Origin of the sequence: Plantactinospora sp. WMMB782 (assembly GCF_049179135.1) — a bacterium.
Taxonomy (GTDB): Bacteria; Actinomycetota; Actinomycetes; order Mycobacteriales; family Micromonosporaceae; genus Plantactinospora.
The window spans coordinates 5,191,295-5,210,297 of sequence record NZ_JBMHMC010000007.1; the positions used below are offsets into that span (position 1 = coordinate 5,191,295).

14 protein-coding genes and 1 pseudogene are annotated in these 19,003 nt (G+C 72.5%); 9 read left to right on the forward strand and 6 right to left on the reverse strand.

Annotated elements, in window-relative coordinates; genetic code table 11:
• The first annotated feature begins 96 nt into the window (after positions 1-96).
• The 6 genes from ACN28A_RS25500 to ACN28A_RS25525 are packed head-to-tail and all read left to right on the forward strand — an operon-like array spanning position 97 to position 9,976.
• On the forward strand, positions 97-1,587 hold the full coding sequence (locus tag ACN28A_RS25500; protein WP_421398851.1) for a class I adenylate-forming enzyme family protein: 1,491 nt from the start codon (positions 97-99) through the stop codon (positions 1,585-1,587).
• A complete protein-coding gene (locus ACN28A_RS25505; protein WP_421398853.1) occupies positions 1,584-4,694 on the forward strand; it encodes a non-ribosomal peptide synthetase in 3,111 nt (1,036 codons plus the stop codon). Before ACN28A_RS25500 ends, ACN28A_RS25505 begins: the two co-directional genes overlap by 4 nt.
• Complete coding sequence (locus ACN28A_RS25510; protein ID WP_421398855.1) at positions 4,691-4,957, forward strand: phosphopantetheine-binding protein; 267 nt, start codon at positions 4,691-4,693, stop codon at positions 4,955-4,957. Before ACN28A_RS25505 ends, ACN28A_RS25510 begins: the two co-directional genes overlap by 4 nt.
• A 10-nt stretch (positions 4,958-4,967) precedes the next feature.
• A complete protein-coding gene (locus ACN28A_RS25515; protein WP_421398857.1) occupies positions 4,968-6,296 on the forward strand; it encodes a condensation domain-containing protein in 1,329 nt (442 codons plus the stop codon).
• A 27-nt stretch (positions 6,297-6,323) separates the two neighbouring features.
• Complete coding sequence (locus tag ACN28A_RS25520) at positions 6,324-8,162, forward strand: ABC transporter ATP-binding protein (protein WP_421398859.1); 1,839 nt, start codon at positions 6,324-6,326, stop codon at positions 8,160-8,162.
• The gene (locus tag ACN28A_RS25525) at positions 8,159-9,976 is read left to right on the forward strand and encodes an ABC transporter ATP-binding protein (RefSeq protein ID WP_421398862.1); all 1,818 of its coding nucleotides are present in this window, start codon (positions 8,159-8,161) and stop codon (positions 9,974-9,976) included. The genes ACN28A_RS25520 and ACN28A_RS25525 overlap by 4 nt, the downstream gene beginning before the upstream one ends.
• Before the next feature lie 87 nt (positions 9,977-10,063).
• Here ACN28A_RS25525 and ACN28A_RS25530 read toward each other — a convergent pair whose 3' ends face one another.
• Both ACN28A_RS25530 and ACN28A_RS25535 read right to left on the reverse strand, forming a co-directional pair.
• A complete protein-coding gene (locus tag ACN28A_RS25530; protein WP_421404891.1) occupies positions 10,064-10,249 on the reverse strand; it encodes a hypothetical protein in 186 nt (61 codons plus the stop codon).
• A 127-nt stretch (positions 10,250-10,376) separates the two neighbouring features.
• A pseudogene (locus ACN28A_RS25535) lies at positions 10,377-10,733 on the reverse strand (DUF692 family multinuclear iron-containing protein); the annotation flags it as partial.
• Between the two features lie 243 nt (positions 10,734-10,976).
• On the opposite strand from ACN28A_RS25535, the gene ACN28A_RS25540 reads away from it, so the two are divergent.
• Positions 10,977-11,621 carry a GNAT family N-acetyltransferase gene (locus tag ACN28A_RS25540; RefSeq protein ID WP_421398865.1) on the forward strand — a complete coding sequence of 215 codons (645 nt, stop codon included), beginning with the start codon at positions 10,977-10,979 and terminating at the stop codon, positions 11,619-11,621.
• Between the two features lie 608 nt (positions 11,622-12,229).
• Positions 12,230-12,361: a hypothetical protein gene (locus ACN28A_RS25545; RefSeq protein ID WP_421398868.1), complete on the forward strand. Its 132-nt coding sequence runs from the start codon at positions 12,230-12,232 to the stop codon at positions 12,359-12,361.
• A gap of 37 nt (positions 12,362-12,398) precedes the next feature.
• Here the strand turns inward: ACN28A_RS25545 and ACN28A_RS25550 are convergent, their stop codons facing one another.
• Positions 12,399-13,808: a hypothetical protein gene (locus ACN28A_RS25550; RefSeq protein WP_421398871.1), complete on the reverse strand. Its 1,410-nt coding sequence runs from the start codon at positions 13,806-13,808 to the stop codon at positions 12,399-12,401.
• The gene (locus ACN28A_RS25555) at positions 13,798-14,331 is read right to left on the reverse strand and encodes a SigE family RNA polymerase sigma factor (protein WP_421398874.1); all 534 of its coding nucleotides are present in this window, start codon (positions 14,329-14,331) and stop codon (positions 13,798-13,800) included. The genes ACN28A_RS25550 and ACN28A_RS25555 overlap by 11 nt, the downstream gene beginning before the upstream one ends.
• 417 nt (positions 14,332-14,748) lie before the next feature.
• Between ACN28A_RS25555 and ACN28A_RS25560 the strand changes: the two genes are divergently transcribed.
• Positions 14,749-14,967 carry a hypothetical protein gene (locus tag ACN28A_RS25560; protein ID WP_421398876.1) on the forward strand — a complete coding sequence of 73 codons (219 nt, stop codon included), beginning with the start codon at positions 14,749-14,751 and terminating at the stop codon, positions 14,965-14,967.
• Between the two features lie 115 nt (positions 14,968-15,082).
• On the opposite strand, the gene ACN28A_RS25565 is transcribed toward ACN28A_RS25560, so the two are convergent.
• The gene (locus ACN28A_RS25565; RefSeq protein WP_421398878.1) at positions 15,083-15,979 is read right to left on the reverse strand and encodes a hypothetical protein; all 897 of its coding nucleotides are present in this window, start codon (positions 15,977-15,979) and stop codon (positions 15,083-15,085) included.
• Positions 15,980-16,110: 131 nt separating this feature from the next.
• Positions 16,111-18,921 carry an AfsR/SARP family transcriptional regulator gene (locus tag ACN28A_RS25570; RefSeq protein WP_421398881.1) on the reverse strand — a complete coding sequence of 937 codons (2,811 nt, stop codon included), beginning with the start codon at positions 18,919-18,921 and terminating at the stop codon, positions 16,111-16,113.
• Positions 18,922-19,003: the final 82 nt, after the last annotated feature.

Sequence of the window (19,003 nt, forward strand, 5' to 3'; positions counted from 1 at the left end):
GAAGCTCGGGATGGAAAACCACACGCCCGGGTGCGTCGCTACCCCGCCGAGCGGGACGTCAACGTGACCACCCGGGGGTCCGCCCCGCCTCGGACGATGCCCCAGCTGCTGGCCGCGCGGGCCAGGCAGGAGCCCTCCCGCACGGCTCTGGAGACCTACGGGGTCGCCAGTCTCTCGTTCGGCGAGTGGGACCGGCGGGCGTCCACGGTGGCGGCCGGCCTGTTGGCGCGCGGGCTGCGTCGTGGCGACCGGGTGGTGCTCAGGTTCGACAATCGGGACTGGACCGGGTTCGCGGTCGCCTACTGCGCGGTCCAGCGGGCGGGTGGTGTCGCCGTTCCGTGCCTGAGCGGGATGGGGTCGCACGCCTTCCGGTACGTGCTGGAGCACTGCGCACCGATCGCCCTGCTGCACGGGGGCGGTGACCCGCGCCTGCCAGCAGGACTGGACCTGCCCACACCCACCTTGGCCGAGATCGAGGCCGCCCCGGTCGACGACCGGCCTGGCGTCGAGACCCGACCCGGCGATCTTGCGCAGATCATGTACACGTCGGGCACCACCGGCAGGCCGAAGGCGGTCGGCGCCAGCCATGCCAACCTCACGTTCGGCGCGGCCACCGATCCGCGTCGGCGGCGGTTGGCACACTCGGAGCGGTTCCTGCACGCGTTCCCGATCGGGACCAACGCGGGCCAGGTCATGCTCTTCAACGCGCTCGACGCCCATCCCAGCGCGCTGACGTTGCCGCGGTTCACGCCCGCACGGTTCGCGCGACTGCTCGACGGCTGCGGCGTCGGCTCGCTGTTCCTGGTACCGGCAATGGCGATCGAGCTGCTGCGGGCGGGCGTCCTGGATCGGTGCGACACATCGCGGATCCGCTTGGTCGGCTCGACCGCCGCCGCCCTGCCCCCCGCCGTGGCCAACGAACTGGTCAGCGCATTTACCAACGCCGTGCTCGTCAACTACTACACCTCCACGGAGGCGAGCCCCGCACAGATCAGCATGATCTTCGACGCCAGCCGGCCGACGGCCCTGGGTCGAGCCGCCGGGGGCCAGGTGATGATCGTTGACTCCCACGGCGCGGCGGTACCCGCCGGCACGGTCGGCGAGGTGTGGCTGCGCTCGCCGCACCCGCGCAGCTACCTCGGCGACGAAGCCGCGTCCCGGCGGACCTTCCGCGACGGGTGGGTCCGCACCGGTGACGTGGGAAGGTTGGACGGCGACGGCTACCTGTACCTGGTCGACCGCCACCAGGACGTGATCAAGTGCGGGGCGCACAAGGTCTCGACGCTCGAGGTCGAGGCGGCGCTCCACGAGCATCCGGAGGTACTCGAGACCGCCGTCGTCGGCGTACCGCATCCCGTGCTCGGCGCCTCGGTGGCTGCGGTGATCGTGCCGCGCCGGGCGGACGGTGCGACGCGGCTCGACCTCGCCGCGGTGCGCGCCTTCCTCAGCGGCCGGCTGGCCGATCACGAGCTGCCGTCCCGGGTGGCCCTGGCCGACCGGCTGCCGCGCAACGCCGGGGGCAAGGTCGTCAAGAGCGAACTGTTGGCAACCGTGCTCCGGCCGGTGGCCACGAAGGGGGCGCGTTGAAAACGGTACCGCTGTCCGACATACAGCGCGGCATCTGGCTGACCGAGCGGATGGGGATCGCGGGGACGCTGTTCCACGTACCGTTGACGATAACTTTCGCCGGCCCGGTCGACCGCCCGGCGCTCGGCGAGGCGTGCGCCGCCGCGGTCGCCCGGCACGGGATTCTCGGTATGGCGGTGGCCGAGGACGGTGCCGGCGAGCCCTGTCTCGTGCCGGCGGCCAGCCCGGTGCGGGTGGTCGACGCCGAACTCTCCGACGGACTCCTGCAACGGGAGATGACCCGCCCGTTCGACCTGCGCCACGGCCCGCTGGCCCGGTTCGTGCTCGCCACCGACGGCCCCCGGCGAGCCGTGCTGCTCGTGGTCGGGCACCACCTGGTGTTCGACGGGATGTCGAAGGACATCCTCGTGTCGGAACTCGCCGCGATCTACAACGCCGTCGTGGTGCCCGGCTCCGCCGGGCCGGGTCCGTTGCCTCCGCCCGCTGTCGGCATGCACACCGCCGGACGGGAGCAGACGGCGGCCCGCCACGCGCAGGCCGTCGACTACTGGACGGCACGATGGTCCGAGCCCGGCCCGCCGTGCCTTCCCGGTCTGGCGCACGTGCCGGTCACCGCGGAACCCGGCGAGGTTCAGCATTTCGAGCTGGCCGAGGAAACGGTCCGTGACGTCGAGGAGACCGCCCACCAGCTCGGCATCACCCGTTTCGAGCTGCTGTTCACGGCCTTACAGGCGCTCCTGCACCGCTACGGCGACCCGGCCCCGGTGGTGGCGGTCGACCTGTCCACCCGCACCGCGCTCACCGCTCGCACGATCGGCGCGTTCGTCAACTCGTTGCCGGTGAGCGCGCCCGCCGCCGACGGTGCCACGTTCTCCGGCTACGCCCGGGAGACGCGGCGCCGGCTGCACGAGGTGTACCGGTTCCGACAGACGCCGGTCTCCAGTGCCGTACCCGGACTTCGGCCCCGTACGGCCCTGGCCCCCGTCACCGTCAGCTACCGCCAACAACCGAGTGATCCCGAGTTCGCCGGGCTCGTCGCCACGGTGGACTGGAAGGTCTTCAACGGTGTCGCCCGCAACGCGCTGCGTATCCTGCTTGTCGACCACGGCAGCACCATCACCGGCAGCCTCGAGTACAGCCCCGGGGCGGTCGACCGGGCGGCGCTCGCGCGTTTCGTGCCCGACCTGCGCGGGCTGCTCCGCACCGTGCGGGAGGACCCGCATCTGCCTGTCGCGCAGCTACCGCCACCCAGCGCGGAGGAGCGGCGGCGGATGCTCGTGGAGTGGAACGACACCGCGCGTACGTACCCTTCGGACGCGACAGTGGTGAGCCTCTTCGACTACCAGGTCCGTGCGCGCCCGTACGCACCGGCGGTGCAGGCCGACGAGCGCCGGTTGGGCTACGCCGAGCTGGCGGCCGCGGTGGACGAGCTGACCGGCCGGCTGCGCGGCATGGGGGTGGGCCGGGGCGACCTTGTCGGTGTCTTCCTCGAACGGTCCTGGCGGACGCCGGTGGCGGTCCTGGCAGCGGCGAAGGCCGGAGCGGCCTACCTGCCCATCGACCCTGGGCTTCCGCCCCGGCGGGTCCGCGCGATCGTGGCCCACGCCGACCCGGCGGTCGTGCTCACCACGACCAATCTCGTCGCCGACCTCGGACCGGCTCGCGCGATCGTCGCCGTCGACGGTCCCGACCTGGCCGGGTGCCGGCACGACAGCACCGAGGCGACCCGGCCCGCGCCACACGACACCGCCTACGTCATCTACACCTCGGGATCGACGGGGGAGCCGAAGGGCGTGTCCGTGCCGCACTCGGCCCTCGCCAACCTGTTACTCGCGATGCGTGACACTCTCGGGGCCGGCCCTGACGGGGCATGGCTCGCCCACACGTCGCTGTCGTTCGACATCGCGGCGCTGGAGCTGTTCCTGCCGCTGACGGTGGGCGCGCCGATCGTCATCGCGGCCGAGTCGCAGGCACGGGACCCGGCGGCATTGTGGGACCTGATCCGCCGCCACCGGATCAGGTACGTCCAGGCGACGCCGTCGGGCTGGCGCATGCTGCTCGACGGCGGCCCGGCGGAGTCCGTCGCGGACCGGGAACCGGTGGTGGCGCTCAGCGGGGGAGAGGCGCTACCGCCGGCGCTGGCCCGGGTACTCCGGCCTCGCGTACAACGACTGTTCAATGTGTACGGCCCGACGGAGACCACCGTCTGGTCCATGATGTCGGAGGTGACCGAGCCGGTCGGGTCGGTGACCATCGGGCGGCCGATCGCCAACACGCGGGTCTACGTCTGTGATCCCGGGCGGCGCCTCGTGCCGGCCGGGGTGGCGGGCGAGCTGTACATCGGAGGCGCTGGCGTCGCCCAGGGTTACCTGCGCCGCCCCGACCTGACCGAGGAGCGTTTCCTGCCGGATCCCTACGGCCCGCCCGGCGCGCGGCTGTATCGCACCGGGGACCGCGTCAGGTGGCTGCCGGACGGCCAGGTGGCCTTCCTGGGACGCCTCGACGACCAGGTGAAGGTGCGTGGACACCGGGTGGAACTCGGCGAGATCGAGGCACGCCTGCTCGAGCATCCGCAGGTGGCTCAGGCGGCGGTGCGCCTGCACCACACGGCGGACCAGCAGCCGCGGCTGGTGGGCTACCTGGTACCAGCCGGAAAGACCGCCGCGCCCGAGCCGGCGCAACTGCGCCGATACCTCGGTGAGGTACTGCCGGCCGTCATGGTGCCGGCCGAATGGGTGACGCTGGACCGGCTTCCGACGACCCGGAACGGGAAGCTGGACCGGGCGGCGCTGCCACCGCCTCCGGACCGACCCGGTGTCCGCCCGCCGGAGGCGGATACCGGCGGGGCGGCGGAGGACGCCGAGCCGAGCGTCGTGGAGCAGTTGCAGGCGATCTGGCAGGCGGCGTTGCAGATCGACCAGGTGCGGCCGGACGACGACCTGTTCGACCTGGGGGGTCACTCGTTGACGATTGTCTGGATCACCAACCAGATCGAGCGGACCCTCGGCGTCGAGGTGCCGCTGGAGGCCTTCTACGCGGCTCCCACGATCACGGACATCGCGGCCCTCGTCGCCCGGGCCAGGGTCACGGCGGGGGCGGGCCGGTGACCGGCGACGTGCTTCGCCGGGAGCTGGCCAGCCTGGTCGAGGCCGCGACGGACGGCGAGGTCCCGGCGTCGCAGGCGCTTCGAGCGGAAGAGACGCTGAACGCTCTGGGGGTCTCCTCGCTCGGCTTCCTGCGGCTCATCGACGCCATCGAGGCGAGGTTCGGCGTGGAGTTCGACATCGGCACCCAGCCCGGCACGCTGGACAGTGTGGATGCGATCGCCGTGGCGCTGCGTGCCCGGGGCGCCCACCTCGACGACGAGTAGGCGGGCCGGCGTGGATTCGTTCATCGAGTTCGACGGGTACGGCCAGCGCAGCGGGCCGCTCACCTGGGGCCAGCGGATGATCTGGGAGGTCGTCGCCCAGGCGGCCACGAATGCCTTCTACAACCTCGACCGCGAGCTCGTCGTGCCGCGCCGGGCCAGCGCCAGCCTCGACGACGTCGTCCAGGCGGTGCGCGCGCTGGTCCGCCGGCACGAGTCACTGCGCTCCACGGTTGAGCTGCGCGACGGCGAGCCGTATCAGGTGGTGGCCGACAGGGGCCGGCTGCCGCTCACCGTGGTCGAGTCCGGCGGGAACGAGTCCGCCGCGGCGACGGAGTGCCGCGGGCGGCTGGCCGAGCGCCGGTTCGATTCCCTCCGTGAGCTGCCGCTGCGGTTGGGCGCCATCGTCACCGACGGTCAGGTACGCCGCGTGGTGCTCGTGATCAACCATCTGGCAGCCGACAGCCACGGGTGTGACGTGCTGCTCCGCGACCTGCGGCTGCTGCTGCTGCGTGGCGCGCTGCCGGGAGCACCCGGCCTGCAACCGGTCGATCTCGCGAGGCGGCAGCACGCCGACGGCCGGTCCACCATCCGCGCCCTGCGCTACTGGCGCGATCGTTACCGGCGCATCCCTCCGACCATGTTCGAGCCCACCGGATCCGCCGGCACGCCGCCGTTCCACCGGCTGGCCCTGGTCTCCCCGGCCGCGGCCGATGCCAGCGCCGTCATCGCGGCGCGTCACCACGTCAGTACCTCGACGGTGCTGCTCGTCGCCGCCACCCGGCTGGTCGGGCGGTGGACCGGACATCGGTTGACCGCAATGCAGCTCTTCGTCGACAACAGGTTCCGGCCGGGTCTGCGGGACATGGTGGCCCCGCTGACGCAGTTCGGCCTGTTCGTCATGGACCTCACGGACGACCCGGACCTGGACCGGTTGGTTGCGACCTACCACCCGGTGGCCCTGGACGCCTACCGGCACGCCTACTACGACGAGGTGTCGGTGCGCCGCGGGCTGACCGAGGTCCGCCTGGCCCGGGGTGTGGACGTCAACCCGTACTGCTGCTTCAACGACGTCCGGACCACGGTCGAGGTCGCCGGGCCGCTCCAGCCACCGCGGCGGCCAGGGGTCCGCACGGTGGACGAAAGTGACCTGACCTGGCTCGAACCTGCCGCGTGGCACCACTGCCGGTTCTGCGTGGTGGTGCATTCCGCACCCGGCGGGCTACAGCTTCGTCTCGGCGCCGACACCCGGGTCATGAGCCGGGTCGACATGCCACGCTTCCTGCTGGAACTGGAAGCGTCGCTGGTCGAGACGGCCGTGTCGCCGACAAGGGCGCGGTAGCCGATGGCCGCGATGATGCGATGGTTGGTGGCCAGCGTCCATGACACACGGGAGCGGGCCGGGTTGCTGCGCCTGCTGCCCTCCGGCGGCCGGGCGTTCACGGCCGGCGTCGTGGTGCTGAGCGTCGTATTCGCCTGCGTGCCGGCCTTGACCGCGCTCTCCACCGGCGGGTTGGTGGACGCTCTGGCACACGACGACCCTGAGCGGGTCGCCTGGTTCGTAGGTGCGCTCGCCGGCCTGGTGCTCGCCGGGGCGGCGATCGGCGAGCTCCTCGATCTCGTGGCGACGGTGCTCAGCCGCAGGATCGACGGCCTCGTCCGGAACCGGGTGCGTGGTGTCGCCCGTACACAGCCGATCGAATCCCTGGAGAGCGTGAGCTTCCAGGACGACGCCAGCCGCAGCAGCGACGACGGGCGCGGATTCGGCCGGGTGCGCTCGCCGGGGACGGCCGCGACCGGCCAGCTGGCACTGGTGTTCCAGTTCGTGGCCGCCGCTCTCGCCGGTGCGGTGGTCGCCAGGTTCTCGGTCTGGTTGGCGGTCCTGCTGTTCGTCACCGCGTGCCTGTCGAGACGGCGCAACCGCCGGCTGTTCGCCGCGGCGGCGGCGGTCCGCGACGGTCAGGCCGGCCAGGAGCGCCGGGTCGGTTACTGGTCCGATCTCGCCGGCCCGGCGGTGCCGGCGGAACTGCGACTGTTCGGCCTCGCCGACTGGGTGCTGGCTCGCCGGCGGGCGGCCGCGATACACGCCGACGGACCCCACTGGCGGGCGGCGGTGCGGATCGCCCGCCGGCAGACACCGACCATCGCGGTCACCGTCGTCGCCGCGGCGGTGACCGTCGGGGCACCGGCGGTCGCCGCCGCCGCGGACGCCATAAGCGTCGCCGAGATGATGCGGTACCTGGTGGCAGCCTGGGCCGTCTACGCCTTGAGCAGGGTGGAGGCCGAGGCGTTCGACGTCGAGTACGGGCTGGGTGCGGTTCGTGCCCTGGCGGCCCTCGAGAGTCGCTCCCCGGCGACCGCCGTCGGCCGGGCCCACCCGTCGCCGCCAGGACCGACCGGCGGGCGGCCAGGCCGGCCGCCGGTGATCTGCTTCGACGAGGTGTGTTTCGGGTACCCGGCAGACGCCGGATCGGCGGTGCTGCGGGGCGTCACGTTCACCCTCCGCCCCGGGGAGGCGGTGGCGGTGGTGGGGGTCAACGGCGCCGGCAAGACGACCCTGGTCAAGCTGCTGGCCGGGTTGTACCAGCCGACCAGTGGCCGGATCACGGTCGACGGAACCGACCTGCGTGACCTGGACACCGGCGGCTGGCAGGGGCGGCTCGCCGCGGTGTTCCAGGACTTCGTGCGGTATCCGGCCACCGCGGCCGACAACATCGCACTGTCCGCGCCCGAGGCGGTCGACGACATCCAGGGGATCGTGGACGCCGCGCGCCTGGCCGACGCCGAGGATCTCGTCCGCCGGCTGCCGAACGGCCTGGAGACGTCGCTGTGGCGGGAAGGCGCGCACGGCGTGGACCTGTCGGGCGGACAGTGGCAGCGGATCGCCATCGCGCGGGCGCTATTCGCCGTCGCCCACGGCCGTCGCCTGCTGCTGCTGGACGAGCCCACCGCGCACCTGGACGTCGAGTTGGAGGCGGCCTTCCACGCGCGGGTGGTGGACGCCGTGCGGCACCGCGCCACCACGGTACTGATCTCACACCGGCTCTCCACGGTGCGTCCGGCCGACCGGATCCTGCTGCTGCGCGACGGCCGGATAACGGAGTCCGGCGGGCACGACGACCTGATGGCCCTTCGCGGGGACTACCACCGGTTGTTCAGCTTGCAGGCCGCGCGGTTCGGTGACCCGGCTCGCGGGGAGTCGGCATGAGGACGGACACGAACCGCAGGAGCGTCCGCTTCCTGCGGTTTCTGGGCCACGTGATGGTGCTGACCGGCCGCGCCGACCGCCGGGCGACGTGGCTGTTGGCCGGCTGCTTCCTGGCCGAGTCGACGACCGTGGCCGGCGTCGCGCTGAGCCAGCGCTGGCTCGTCGACAACGTGCACGGTGCCGCGCTGGGGGTGGCGGTGGCGGTGGCGGTCGGTGCGCTGGCGTACACCGTCCAGTTCGGCTCCGGGGCACTCGTCGGACCGCTGCGGGTGTACCTGATGCAGCGGGTGGACGTGACCCTGGCCGAGGAGGTCCTCGCCGCCGGCGCGCGCATCCCGACGGTTGCCCATCTGGAGAGCCGGGAATTCCTGGACCGGTTGGAGCGGCTACGTACCGGCACCTGGGCGCTGGCCACGCTGCCGTGGTCGGTCGCCGGAACGCTGGCCGCCTCGATCAGCCTGCTCTCCAGCGTCCTGCTGCTTGCCGGTGTGAGCCCGGTGGTGGCGCTGCTGGCACTGCTGGCCGTGCCGCCGCTGCTGGCCGGCCGGTGGGCCGTCCGGGCGACGGCCGCCGCGCAGGACGCCTGTGCCGAGCGACGCCGCCGCGAGCGACAGCTGCACCAGCTCTGCGTGCGGCCGGAGCCCGCCAAGGAGCTGCTGGTCGCCGGCTCGGCGCGGGAGATCGGTCGGCGCGCAGACGAGCTGTGGCGGGAGATCGTCAGGATCGAGGCGATCGGGCGGCTCAAGGCTCTCGCCTGGCGGGTACTCGGCTGGAGCTGCTTCGCCGCCGGCTATCTTGGCGCCCTGCTCTTCTCCGCCAGCCTGGTCCGGCGCGGCCAGGCGTCCGTTGGCGACGTGGTACTCGTCGTCTCGCTCGCCACCTACCTGCAGTTCCAGATCGGGATCGTGGTCTGGAGTACCACCCGGGTCGCGGAGGCGGGGCGCATCCTGGACCACTACCACTGGCTGCACGAGTACGCGGAGGCGCAGCCAGGGGGTGTCCGTCCCGCCCCGGACGCTCTCGCCAGGGGCATCACCCTCGATGGTGTGTGTTTTCGGTATCCGGGCGCCGTCGTCGACACGCTCCGCGACGTCAACGTGCGGCTCGCGGCCGGCAGCACCGTCGCGCTCGTCGGCGCCAACGGCGCTGGCAAGAGCACGCTCGTCAAACTTCTCACCGGGATGTACCAGCCGACCGGTGGGGAGATCCGCCTCGACGACCAACCACTGTGTGCGATCGATCCGGAGCGCTGGCGTGCCCGGATGTCCGGTGTGCTCCAGGACTTCGCAAGGTTTCAGTTCCGTGCCCGGGAGACCGTGGGTGTCGGCCACCTGGAGTGCCTGCACGACCGGCGGGCCGTGGCGGCGGCGGTGACCGACGCGGGGGCGGACGCCGTCGTCGCCGGCCTTCCGCACGGCCTGGACACCCTGCTCGGTGCGACCCTGCAGGGTGTCGAACCGTCCGTCGGCCAGTGGCAGAAGCTGGCACTCGCGCGTGCCCTGATGCGCCCGGCTCCACTGCTGACCGTACTGGACGAGCCCACCGCCGCCCTCGACCCACAGGCCGAATACGATCTCTACCTGCACTTCACCAGGATGGCGAAGCGCTCGGCGGCCGAAACGGGCGGCATTACCCTGCTCGTCTCGCACCGCTTCTCGACGGTGCGCACGGCGGACCTGATTCTCGTCCTCGCCGACGGCCGGCTCGTCGAGTGCGGCCGCCACGACGAGCTGATGGCGGCCAACGGCGACTATGCCACCCTGTACCGGCTGCAAGCCGACGCGTACGCCACGGCGGGCACCGCCCGACCCTGAGCCTTGACCAGCCGATCGGGTAGGAGCCTCTGCGAGTGCGTCATCATGCATGGCGACCTTGCGACGGTCCACCTGGACGCGCCCCACCTAGACCCTTCCGGAGCCGCTGGCGTCCAGTCCGCCCAGGAAACCCTTGGCCACCATGCCGCGTAGGCCGCGTTCGGCGGTTTCGGTGTCCAGCCCGGCCCGGTGCGCGACCGCACTGGTCGTCCGGACGCCGTCGCAGGCGGCGAGCAGGTCCGCCAGCCTCGACGGCAGCCGGTACGTCCGCACCAGCCCGGAGCGGCTCGTGGCGTGCAGCAGGTAGTGGGTGGTGCCGCGCGGTAGGTCGCCGGCCGCCCGCCCGGGCCCGGTCCAGCTCGTCGACGAGTTCGGTGAAGTCGTCGGGGAAGTCTCCGTCCCGCTCGATCATGGCGGCCCGGACGTGCTGGCGGCGCTCCAGGTGTTCGAGCAGTGCGAACACGTCGTCTCCCACCGGGGCGTCGTGGCCGTCGACGAGTGGTACGCCACCCTGGCCCAGGTTGCCCGCCAGGTGCACCTGGACGACACGGTCGAGCGGCAGCGCGTCGAGGAAGTGGTAGGGGTCGAACCCGTGGTTCGTCGCGTTGACCACCACGTTGTTCAGGTCGAGCAGCAGGCCGCAGTCGCAGCGGTCCAGGACGGCGGTGATGAACTCGGCCTCCGTCATGCCGCCGGGCAGGTCGAGGTAGTAGCTGATGTTCTCCAGCAGGAACGGCCGCCCCAGCCGGTCCTGCACCCCGCTGCGCGTTCGCGGCTATCGTCCTGACCTTCTCCTCCGTGCGGAGCTGGGTCAGCCGATCGATAGCGGGAGCCAGATCGGCGCAATCCGGGCACACCGCCTCGGGTTCGAGGCACGCGGCCGGGGGTCAGGGTGCGAACGCACCGCCCGTCGGCACAGTTGCCTCTCCGGAATCCCCTGGTCAGGGGCGTGGCAGACTGGTCGGGTCGGCTGGGGGAGGGTTTCGGGGAATGGCGCACGATGATCACGGAAATCCGTAGCTTCGCGGAGACCGACCGTGCCGCCCTGCGTGAGCTTTTCGGCCGGGCGGGACAGGGGTCGCCGGCTGCCCTGCTCTGGGGGCACCAGGAGTCGGAGGCGGCCATGTACCTGGAGCCGTACATGAGCCAGGAACCGGACTCGCTGTTCCTGGCCGTCGCGGAGGGCCAGGTCGTCGGCTACCTGGCGGGGTGCCTGGACAGCTCGACCTTTCCCAGCGAACGAGAGCGCATGGAGCGGGCGATCGCGAAGTATCGGCTGGTATTCCGGCCCAGGTCCGCGGCCTTCCTCGCCCGTGGCATGGTCGACATGGCGACGGCCGCCGTCCGGCGAGAGCCGACCGCAGGCGGCTTCGACGATGCCCGTTGGCCGGCCCATCTGCACATAAACGTGACGCCCCGGGCACGGGGGACCGGTGCCGCCGACGGCCTGATGCGGCGATGGCTCGACCGGCTCGTCGAGACCGGTTCACCCGGGTGCTATCTGCAGACCCTGGCCGAGAACACCCGCGCGGTGCGGTTCTTCGAACGCGTCGGCTTCACCCGACACGGTCCGACTCCGCCGGTCCCCGGTGCCAGGCGGGGCGGCAGGCCACTGCACCAGCAGACGATGGTCTGGCAGCCCTGACCGATCGGGGTCGCCCCGGCTCACCGTAGGGATCACCGGCCGGCGGCGGTACCCGCGGCCACCTCACGACGGCGCGGTCGGCGCTGCGCCGCTCCGCGCCCGGCGACACAACTCGGTCCGTTACCCGCGGCGCCGCACCGGGGCTGTGAAATCGAGCGGGCCGCGAGCCTCCGGGGCGGAACCCGGCACCGAGACCGGCACCGAGACCGGAACCGTACCGGCCGGGCGCGTCCAACCAGCGTCCAGTTGCCCTTCAGCCCGGATTGAAAGCGTGGCCGCACAGCTGCCTCGCCGATGGAGGGAAACATGACAGGAACAGGCAGAACCCGGGACGAGCTGCCGATCCCGGAGGGGATGCCCGGCGGTCGCTCCGTCGCCGGCCCCGACGTCCGGGCTGGCCGCGCCCGCCGGTCCGGGATACGGGATCGACCGTGCCGGGCGGAGGCCGGTGGGATCCCGCCGACGAGGCTCGGTCAGACCACGCCGTCGGCGGTTGACGGCCGGGGTACTGGCATCGGCGGTCGCGTTGGTCGGGATGCTGGGGCAGAGCGACCTCCCGGCACTACGTCGGCAAGGCGTTCGACGTCGACACCATCAACGGCGCCAGGGTGAACCCGAGCAATCCGTTCAACCAGGCGTTCAAGGACGCCTGCCGGGCCTACGGTGCGACCGAGGTGCTGGGGCCGGGAGACGACGCCGACCACGCCACGCACATCCACTGCGCCTGGCCACGGTGGTGATCCCCCCCGGAACGCCGGCCGGACCCGGACGTTCCGGTCAGTCCACGTCCCAGGAGTCGAGCTGATAGCCGGCTCCGACGCGCTCGACGACCCGGTCGGTCCCGAGCACCGCGCCCGTCCGGTCCAGTGCTTGCAGGAGCAGGTTCTCGGTGGCCGGCACCGTCAGCACCAGAGCGGAGTCCCGCACCTGTCCCTGGGCCACCGGACGGTCGCCGAGCAGCGCGCGCACCTGCACGGCACCGACGGGCACGACCACCAGCACTGGGTGGCTCGGTGGGCTGGGCGCGCCGTCGAGCGGGCCGATCGGGATCGCCAGCAGCCGGTCCGGTGCCGCCGGGTCGGTACGGGTCAGGAACTGACTCGCCGTCCCCACGGTCCCGTCGGCCCGTTGCCCGTGGTACGTGACCGCCACCTCGCCCAGCCATCCGCCGTCGACGGCCGGTGCGGTGAGCACCGTGGCCAGTCCGTCGAATCCGACACCCGTGCCGGTCGTCTCGCCGCTCCAGAGCACCGTCGGCAGTTCGGTCACGGTGTATCCCCAGCCGCCGGCCGCGGTGTTGACCGCGCGGCGGGACTCGGTCGGCTGCGACCGACCCCTTGCCTGCGCCACCGCGGCGTCGAACTGGGCGTCCGTCACACCCTCGGGCGCCCACGAACCGGGGCCGGGCAGCCGCTTCCGCACCTCACCCGCGCAGCTCACCTGGAACCACTGTGGCCGCAGCGTGCCCGGCGGGCGGAGCAGGTAGGAGCCGGTCGGTTCCGGCGTCCAGACCTGCGGCACGGGCATCGCGGCGGTGGTGAACTCGCAGCCATCCGGAGCGATGCCGACGTAGCCGAGCTGCTCCGGCTCGTCGAGGGACCCGACGGTCAGGCTGTCGTACGGCTCCAACCCGTCGCCGAACCCGTCGACGGCGGTACGGGCCAGCTCCTGCGGACCGGAACCCTTGTCCGCCACCATCCAGGCCCGGGCGTTCGGCCAGCCCCGGGCGTCACGTCGGCTGAGCACGAACGCGGCGAACGCGATCCGGTGCGGGCCCACGTCGTCGACGAACAACACCCGTACCTCCCGGACCGGCGTGGTCAGCCTCGGCAGCCGACCGGCCTGTGCATCGGCCAGCAGGGCGTCGGCCAGGGCGGTCACGTACCCCTGGTCGGCGCCGATTCGGCCGCGTGGTTCGGACCGGGCCAGCCGGTCCGCCCAGGCCAGCATCGCCGCTCCGGCCTCCCGGCTGGCCGCCGGTTCCGGAACGGCCCCGCCACCCGGCCGGAGAGAGCTGACGCCGACCCCGACGGCGGCCAGCAGGGCGACCGCGCACAGGGTCGCGGTGAGTGCCCGCCGTCTGCCCCGCCGTCGCCGGGCGAGCACCCGGCCGTACGGGTCGGGCCGCGGTCGCAGGTCCTCGGCCAGCTCGGTCAGGATCTGGCCGATCCGCTCGTCAGAACGCATGGTGCCCCCTCGTCGGTGTCACGGCGCCGGACGCGGCCGATCGTGGTTGGGTTTCCAGGGCCGCCCGCAGCCGGGCCAGTCCCCGGGAGGCGCGGCTCTTCACCGAGCCGACCGAGCAGCCCAGGGTCTCGGCGACCTCCGCCTCGGGCAGGTCGGCGACATACCGGAGTACGATCACCGCCCTGGTCCGCGGCGCCAGCGTCCGCATCGCCTGCCAGAGCGCCTCCCGTTCGGTGACCCGGTCCGCCACGTCCCGGACCTGCCGTTCCGGCAGCAGGGCGGTAAGCACCTCCCGGGCCCGGTGGCGACGCCACCCGGTGATGTGCTGGTTGACCATGACCCGCCGCAGGTACGCCATCGGCTCGTCGACCCGCCGCCACCGGCGTAGCACCTTCACCAGGGCGCCCTGGACGAGGTCCTCCGCATCGTCCGCCGACCCGGTCAGGTGGTAGGCCACCCGCAGCAGGTCCGGGTAACGGGCTTCGACGAACTCCCGGAAGCCGCCGTCGTCGTCCGATGCCATCTGCTCTCCATCTCCGTCGGCTACCCAACACGACCCTGTCGGGGGCGGAAACGTTGACGGCAAGCGGCGGATTTTCCGGTCCACCGGGACGGCCGGGACAGCCGCTCAGCCCGGGGCGGCCCGCGACGATCGTGCGAGGACTCGTCGCTACCGTGTCGCTCAGGCACGACGTGGACGGGGCCGGGCTCGACGACTGGCTCGAACGGCTCGGGCCGATGCTCGCGTCGGACCCGTGGCTGACGAACTGGCTGGTCAGCCGGGCACAGAAGTTTCCCGAGTGGGCCGCGGCCACCGGCCGGGCCGCCGACCTGGACTTCAGCCCGGAGTCGTTGCCGACTCTGGAACAGATCGTGCGACGTCGGATCCCGACCAGGAAGGCGCTGCGAGAACCGGTGGACGACGACTTTTGTCCAGGGAGTGATCTGGTACGTCGGCGAGATCGCCAGGCGCCACCGCGGCGCGCACTGGCGGTACGCCCCCGACCTCACCGGCACCAGCAGGAACCCGTACGTCGGCAGGCCGTTCGTCGAACAGGACGACAGCGGGAACGACGCGATCCCGCTGCTCGAACTGGAGGCCGCCGTCCTCTCCGACGAGACCGGCGTATTCCTGAACCGGTTCGAGGTCTTCGACTAGTGGCCGGGACGGCATCGGATCGGAAGCGCCCGACGGGTCCGTGGGCCCGACAGTGTCGGGACGGACTCGGCGGGCGCCTTCCGCCACCGGTCGTAGGCTCTACGGCGTCTACGCCCTACTGACCGTAGGCCTTGGCGGTCCAGCCGAGCGAGCCGAGGGAGCCGCCGTTGATGTCGGTGCCGACTCCGTCCTTCGCGTTCGCGTCGAAGTGCACGGAGGCTGCGCCGGTGGCCTTGATCCCGAGCAGCGCCCGGCCGTCGGGGTGCGCGGAGCAGTAGCCCGTGCTGAGGCTGGTGAAGCCCGCCCAGCCGCTCGACCGCAACACCTTCGAGCTGATCGTCGTCGGGGTGGCCCGGTTGATCCGCCACTCCTTGAGCTGCCCGTTGGTCTTGGTGCCGATCAGCACGTCCACGGCGGCACTGCCGGTGCCCTCGCTGCGCTCGTAGGTGAGCGTGTTGACGGTGTCCCAGCCGGTGCCGGCCAGCTTCACCGGCGACGACAGGGTGAACACGTCGTCCACGTAGGTTTCGGTGTAGCGGTAGAGCGACGTACCCGCCACCCGGTAGAGGTACGGCGACGCCGTGGCGAGGACGCGGGTGTCGGCGAACCCGCTCTTGAGCCGGCTGGCGGTCTGCGCCGTGATCTCCCAGCTGCCGTCGACCAGCTGGCCCTGCCGGCTCACCTTGTAGACCCAGCCGTCGGTCGGGTGCGCGGCGTACTCGGTGCTGCGGAAGAAGGTGTCGTCGCCGGCGCCGCCGATCTGCTGGTGCGCCGACGGCACCCAGCCGAGATTGTCGTCGAGGTAGGCACTGGTGCTGGTCGTCCTGTCCCGGTAGGCGTAGCTGAGCCGCTGACCGTCGGATCGGTACGCCGCCGTGGAGACACCGCAGTCCGCCGGAACGTCGCTGAGCGCCGCGGTCGCCGGCCCGACGGGCCCGACGACTCCGGCCACGGCGAGACCCGTCGCGACAGCGCTCAGCGCCGTCGCGGTGGCCACGATGGATTTACGCATGAGTGAAGATCCTCCAGTTACCAACGGGGGCGGTGCGGACTGCGAAACCGTACGGTGGGGTGCGTACATCCCGGGCACAACTCGCGTACAGCGCGGTCGGTGACCCGCCCGTGCACGGGCCGGCCGGAGGATCAACCGGTGCGTTCCAGACGGCGGCGGGTCTCCTCGGCGGCCGGATCGCCCAGCTCGTCGTAGATCTGCGCCGCCCGCCGCCATGCGGCCGCCGCCCCGGGCAGGTCGGTCAACGCCTCCCGGGTCTCGCCGAGCCGGATGAGGGTCTCGGCCTCGTGGTACCGGTCCGCGGAGTCGCGGAAGAGCTGGACCGCCTGCTCGTAACAGCTCACCGCCCGGTCGGGCTCGCCGAGGCGGTCGTACGCGAAGCCGAGACTGTCCAGCGTCGCCGCCTGGCCGTTACGGTCGCCGCTGCGCCGCTGCTGGGCGAGCGCCTCGGTGCAGCTTGCGATGGCCTGGGCGTAGTCGCCGCTGCTGGCGTGCAGCCAGCCGATCGCGTTGAGTGTCCGGGCCTCCCCGGCGCCGTTGCCGGCCAACCGGTAGAGCCGCAGCGCCTCGCGACCGTGCGTGAGTGCCTCGTCCAGCCGGCCGCACAGGTAGCAGAGCTCGCAGTAGTTGTGCAGGGTCTGCGCCTGGCCGGTCGGATCACCGAGGCGTTCGTGCAGTTCGAGTGCGCACCGGAGCCGGTACTCGGCGGTGTCGTACTGACCGAGCCGGGTGAACGCGCGGGCCAGCAGCCGGTTGGTCGCGGCCTGCCCGGCGACGTCGTCGATCTTCTCCGCGGCCACCAGCCCGACCTGCTGGGTGGCGAGCTGCTCCTGCCAGAGACCGCGCGGGGCGAGGAAGGTGTTGAGCGTCCAGGCGAGCTGCCAGGCGTACGCCTCGAATCCCGTCTCGGCGGCCTGGCCTACCAGGCGGAACAGCACGTGCTGCTCCGCCGCGAACCAGGCGAGCGCGCCGTCGTGCGCGGTCGCGGGCCGGCCCGCGTAGGTCGGCAGCCGTGGCACCGGGTCGATGGGCGCCCACTGCGGCTGGAGCAACAGGGCGGCGGGATAGGCGTTGTGCAGGTAGTGGTCGTACAACCGGTGCCTGGTGGCCACCTGCTCGTCGGCGTGCTCCGACGAGTCAGCGAGTTCGGCCGCGTAGCCGCGCAGGAGATCGTGGAAGGCGTACCGGCCCGGCACGTGTTCGGTCAGCAGGTGGAGCCGGGTCAGCTCGCGCAGCGCTGGTACGACGGCCGGTACCGGCACTCCGGCGAGGGCCGCGGCGGCGTCGGCGGTCAGGTCGGGACCGGGATGCAACCCCAGCAGCCTGAACAGTCGTGCCGAGTCGCCGCGGAGCGCCAGGTACGACCACGAGAAGACACGCCGGGCGTCCCCGTTGGCCAGGGCGTCGAGTCTCGCCTCGGCCCCGTGCAGTTCGGCGGCGAAGGCGTCGAGCGGGAACGAGGGGTGCGTGGCGATGCGGGCCGCCACCATCGACAGGGCGAGGGGTAGCCGGCCGGTGGCGGCGATGATGCCGGCGGCCGCGGCTGGCTCGGCGCCGAGTCGGTTGGCACCGAGCCGGCTGGCGAGCAGGCTCATCGACTCGTCGGGGGTGAGTACGTCAAGCGTCAGCGGCACGGCGCACTCGGCGGCGACCAAACCGCCGAGCTGGTCCCGGCTGGTGACCACCACCACGCAGCTGCCGGCACCGGGCAGCAGGGGACGTACCTGGGCGGAGTCGCGGGCGTTGTCGAGGATCACGAGCATCCGGCGGGAGGCCAACAGCCCGCGGTAGAGCCCGGTCCGGGCCGCCACGCTGGCCGGGATCCGGTCGTGCGGCACGCCGAGCGCCTCGAGGAAGCCGAGCAGGGCGTCGGCCGGGGACACCAGGTCGGCGTCGTCGTAGCCGCGGAGGTTCGCGTAGAGCTGGCCGTCGGGGAAGTGCCCGGCCACCCGGTGTGCCCAGTGCAGGGTCAGGGCGGTCTTGCCGACCCCGGCCATGCCGGACAACGCGGAGATGGCCACCGTCGTCGGCCCCCGCGCCGCCGTGTCGAGGAGTGCGTCGAGGCTGGCGAGTTCGGCGCCGCGGCCGACGAATCCGGAGACCGCGAGCGGCAGTTGCTCGGGTCGGCCGCTGAGCGGGTCGCGCGGTGCGACCCCGGGCACCGACCGGCTCGGGCCGGTGGCCGACCCGGCGGCCAGGTGCGGGCGGTGGTGCAGGATGTCGTCGTGCAGCCGGGTGAGCTGCGGCGCCGGGTCCAGACCGGTCTGCTCGGCGAGTACCTCCCGGGCCTGCCGGAAGGCGTCGAGTGCGGCGGCCACGTCGCCGATGCGGTACAGACCGAGCATGAGCTGGCCCCACGCGCGCTGCCGCAGTGGGTGCCTGTCGACCAGGGCGCGGAGCCGCTGGACCACCTCGGCCGAGGAGCCGAGCGCCAGCATCGCCTCGGCCAGGTCCTCCTCGGCGACCATCCGGCGCTCCTCCAGTTGCCGGACCCGCCGGGCCAGCAGGGGAGGTGCCGGCAGGTCGGACAGCGCCGCCCCACGCCACATGGCGACGGCGGTGGAGAGTTCACCCTCGGCCCGGACCGCGTCGCCGGCGGCCAGGGCGTCCCGGCCCCGGGCCGCGGCCGCGTCGAACCGGTCCAGATCCCGCTCGTCGGGCTCCACCCGGAGCCGGTAGCCACCGGCCGCGGCGGAGATCCCCGGCCACGACTCGCCGCCGCCCAGTGACCGCCGCAATCCCCGCACGTAGGTGCGCAGGTTGGCCGCCGCCGACGGCGGTGACTCGTCGACCCACAACACCGCGGCCAGCTCGTCGGTGCCGACGACCTCGTTCGGGCGCATCAGCAGGGCGGCCAGCAGCAGGCGCTGCTTCACCGAGCCCAGCGGAACCGGCCGGCCCGCACGCCGGACCACCAGCGGACCGAGAAGGTCGAAGCGCATGAGCACCCGTCCATTTGTACCTGACCCGCTCGCGGGTCGTACCTGACCCGCGGACGAGTTGATACCAGGCATGCCCGCACGG

Bases quoted from the DNA above. Each gene is read 5' to 3' on its own strand.
- ACN28A_RS25555 (WP_421398874.1), bottom strand. From the start codon at position 14,331: ATGGCATCGGACGACGACGGCGGCTTCCGGGAGTTCGTCGAAGCCCGT.
- ACN28A_RS25525 (WP_421398862.1), top strand. From the start codon at position 8,159: ATGAGGACGGACACGAACCGCAGGAGCGTCCGCTTCCTGCGGTTTCTG.
- ACN28A_RS25550 (WP_421398871.1), bottom strand. From the start codon at position 13,808: ATGCGTTCTGACGAGCGGATCGGCCAGATCCTGACCGAGCTGGCCGAG.
- ACN28A_RS25500 (WP_421398851.1), top strand. From the start codon at position 97: ATGCCCCAGCTGCTGGCCGCGCGGGCCAGGCAGGAGCCCTCCCGCACG.
- ACN28A_RS25565 (WP_421398878.1), bottom strand. From the start codon at position 15,979: ATGCGTAAATCCATCGTGGCCACCGCGACGGCGCTGAGCGCTGTCGCG.
- ACN28A_RS25540 (WP_421398865.1), top strand. From the start codon at position 10,977: ATGATCACGGAAATCCGTAGCTTCGCGGAGACCGACCGTGCCGCCCTG.
- ACN28A_RS25570 (WP_421398881.1), bottom strand. From the start codon at position 18,921: ATGCGCTTCGACCTTCTCGGTCCGCTGGTGGTCCGGCGTGCGGGCCGG.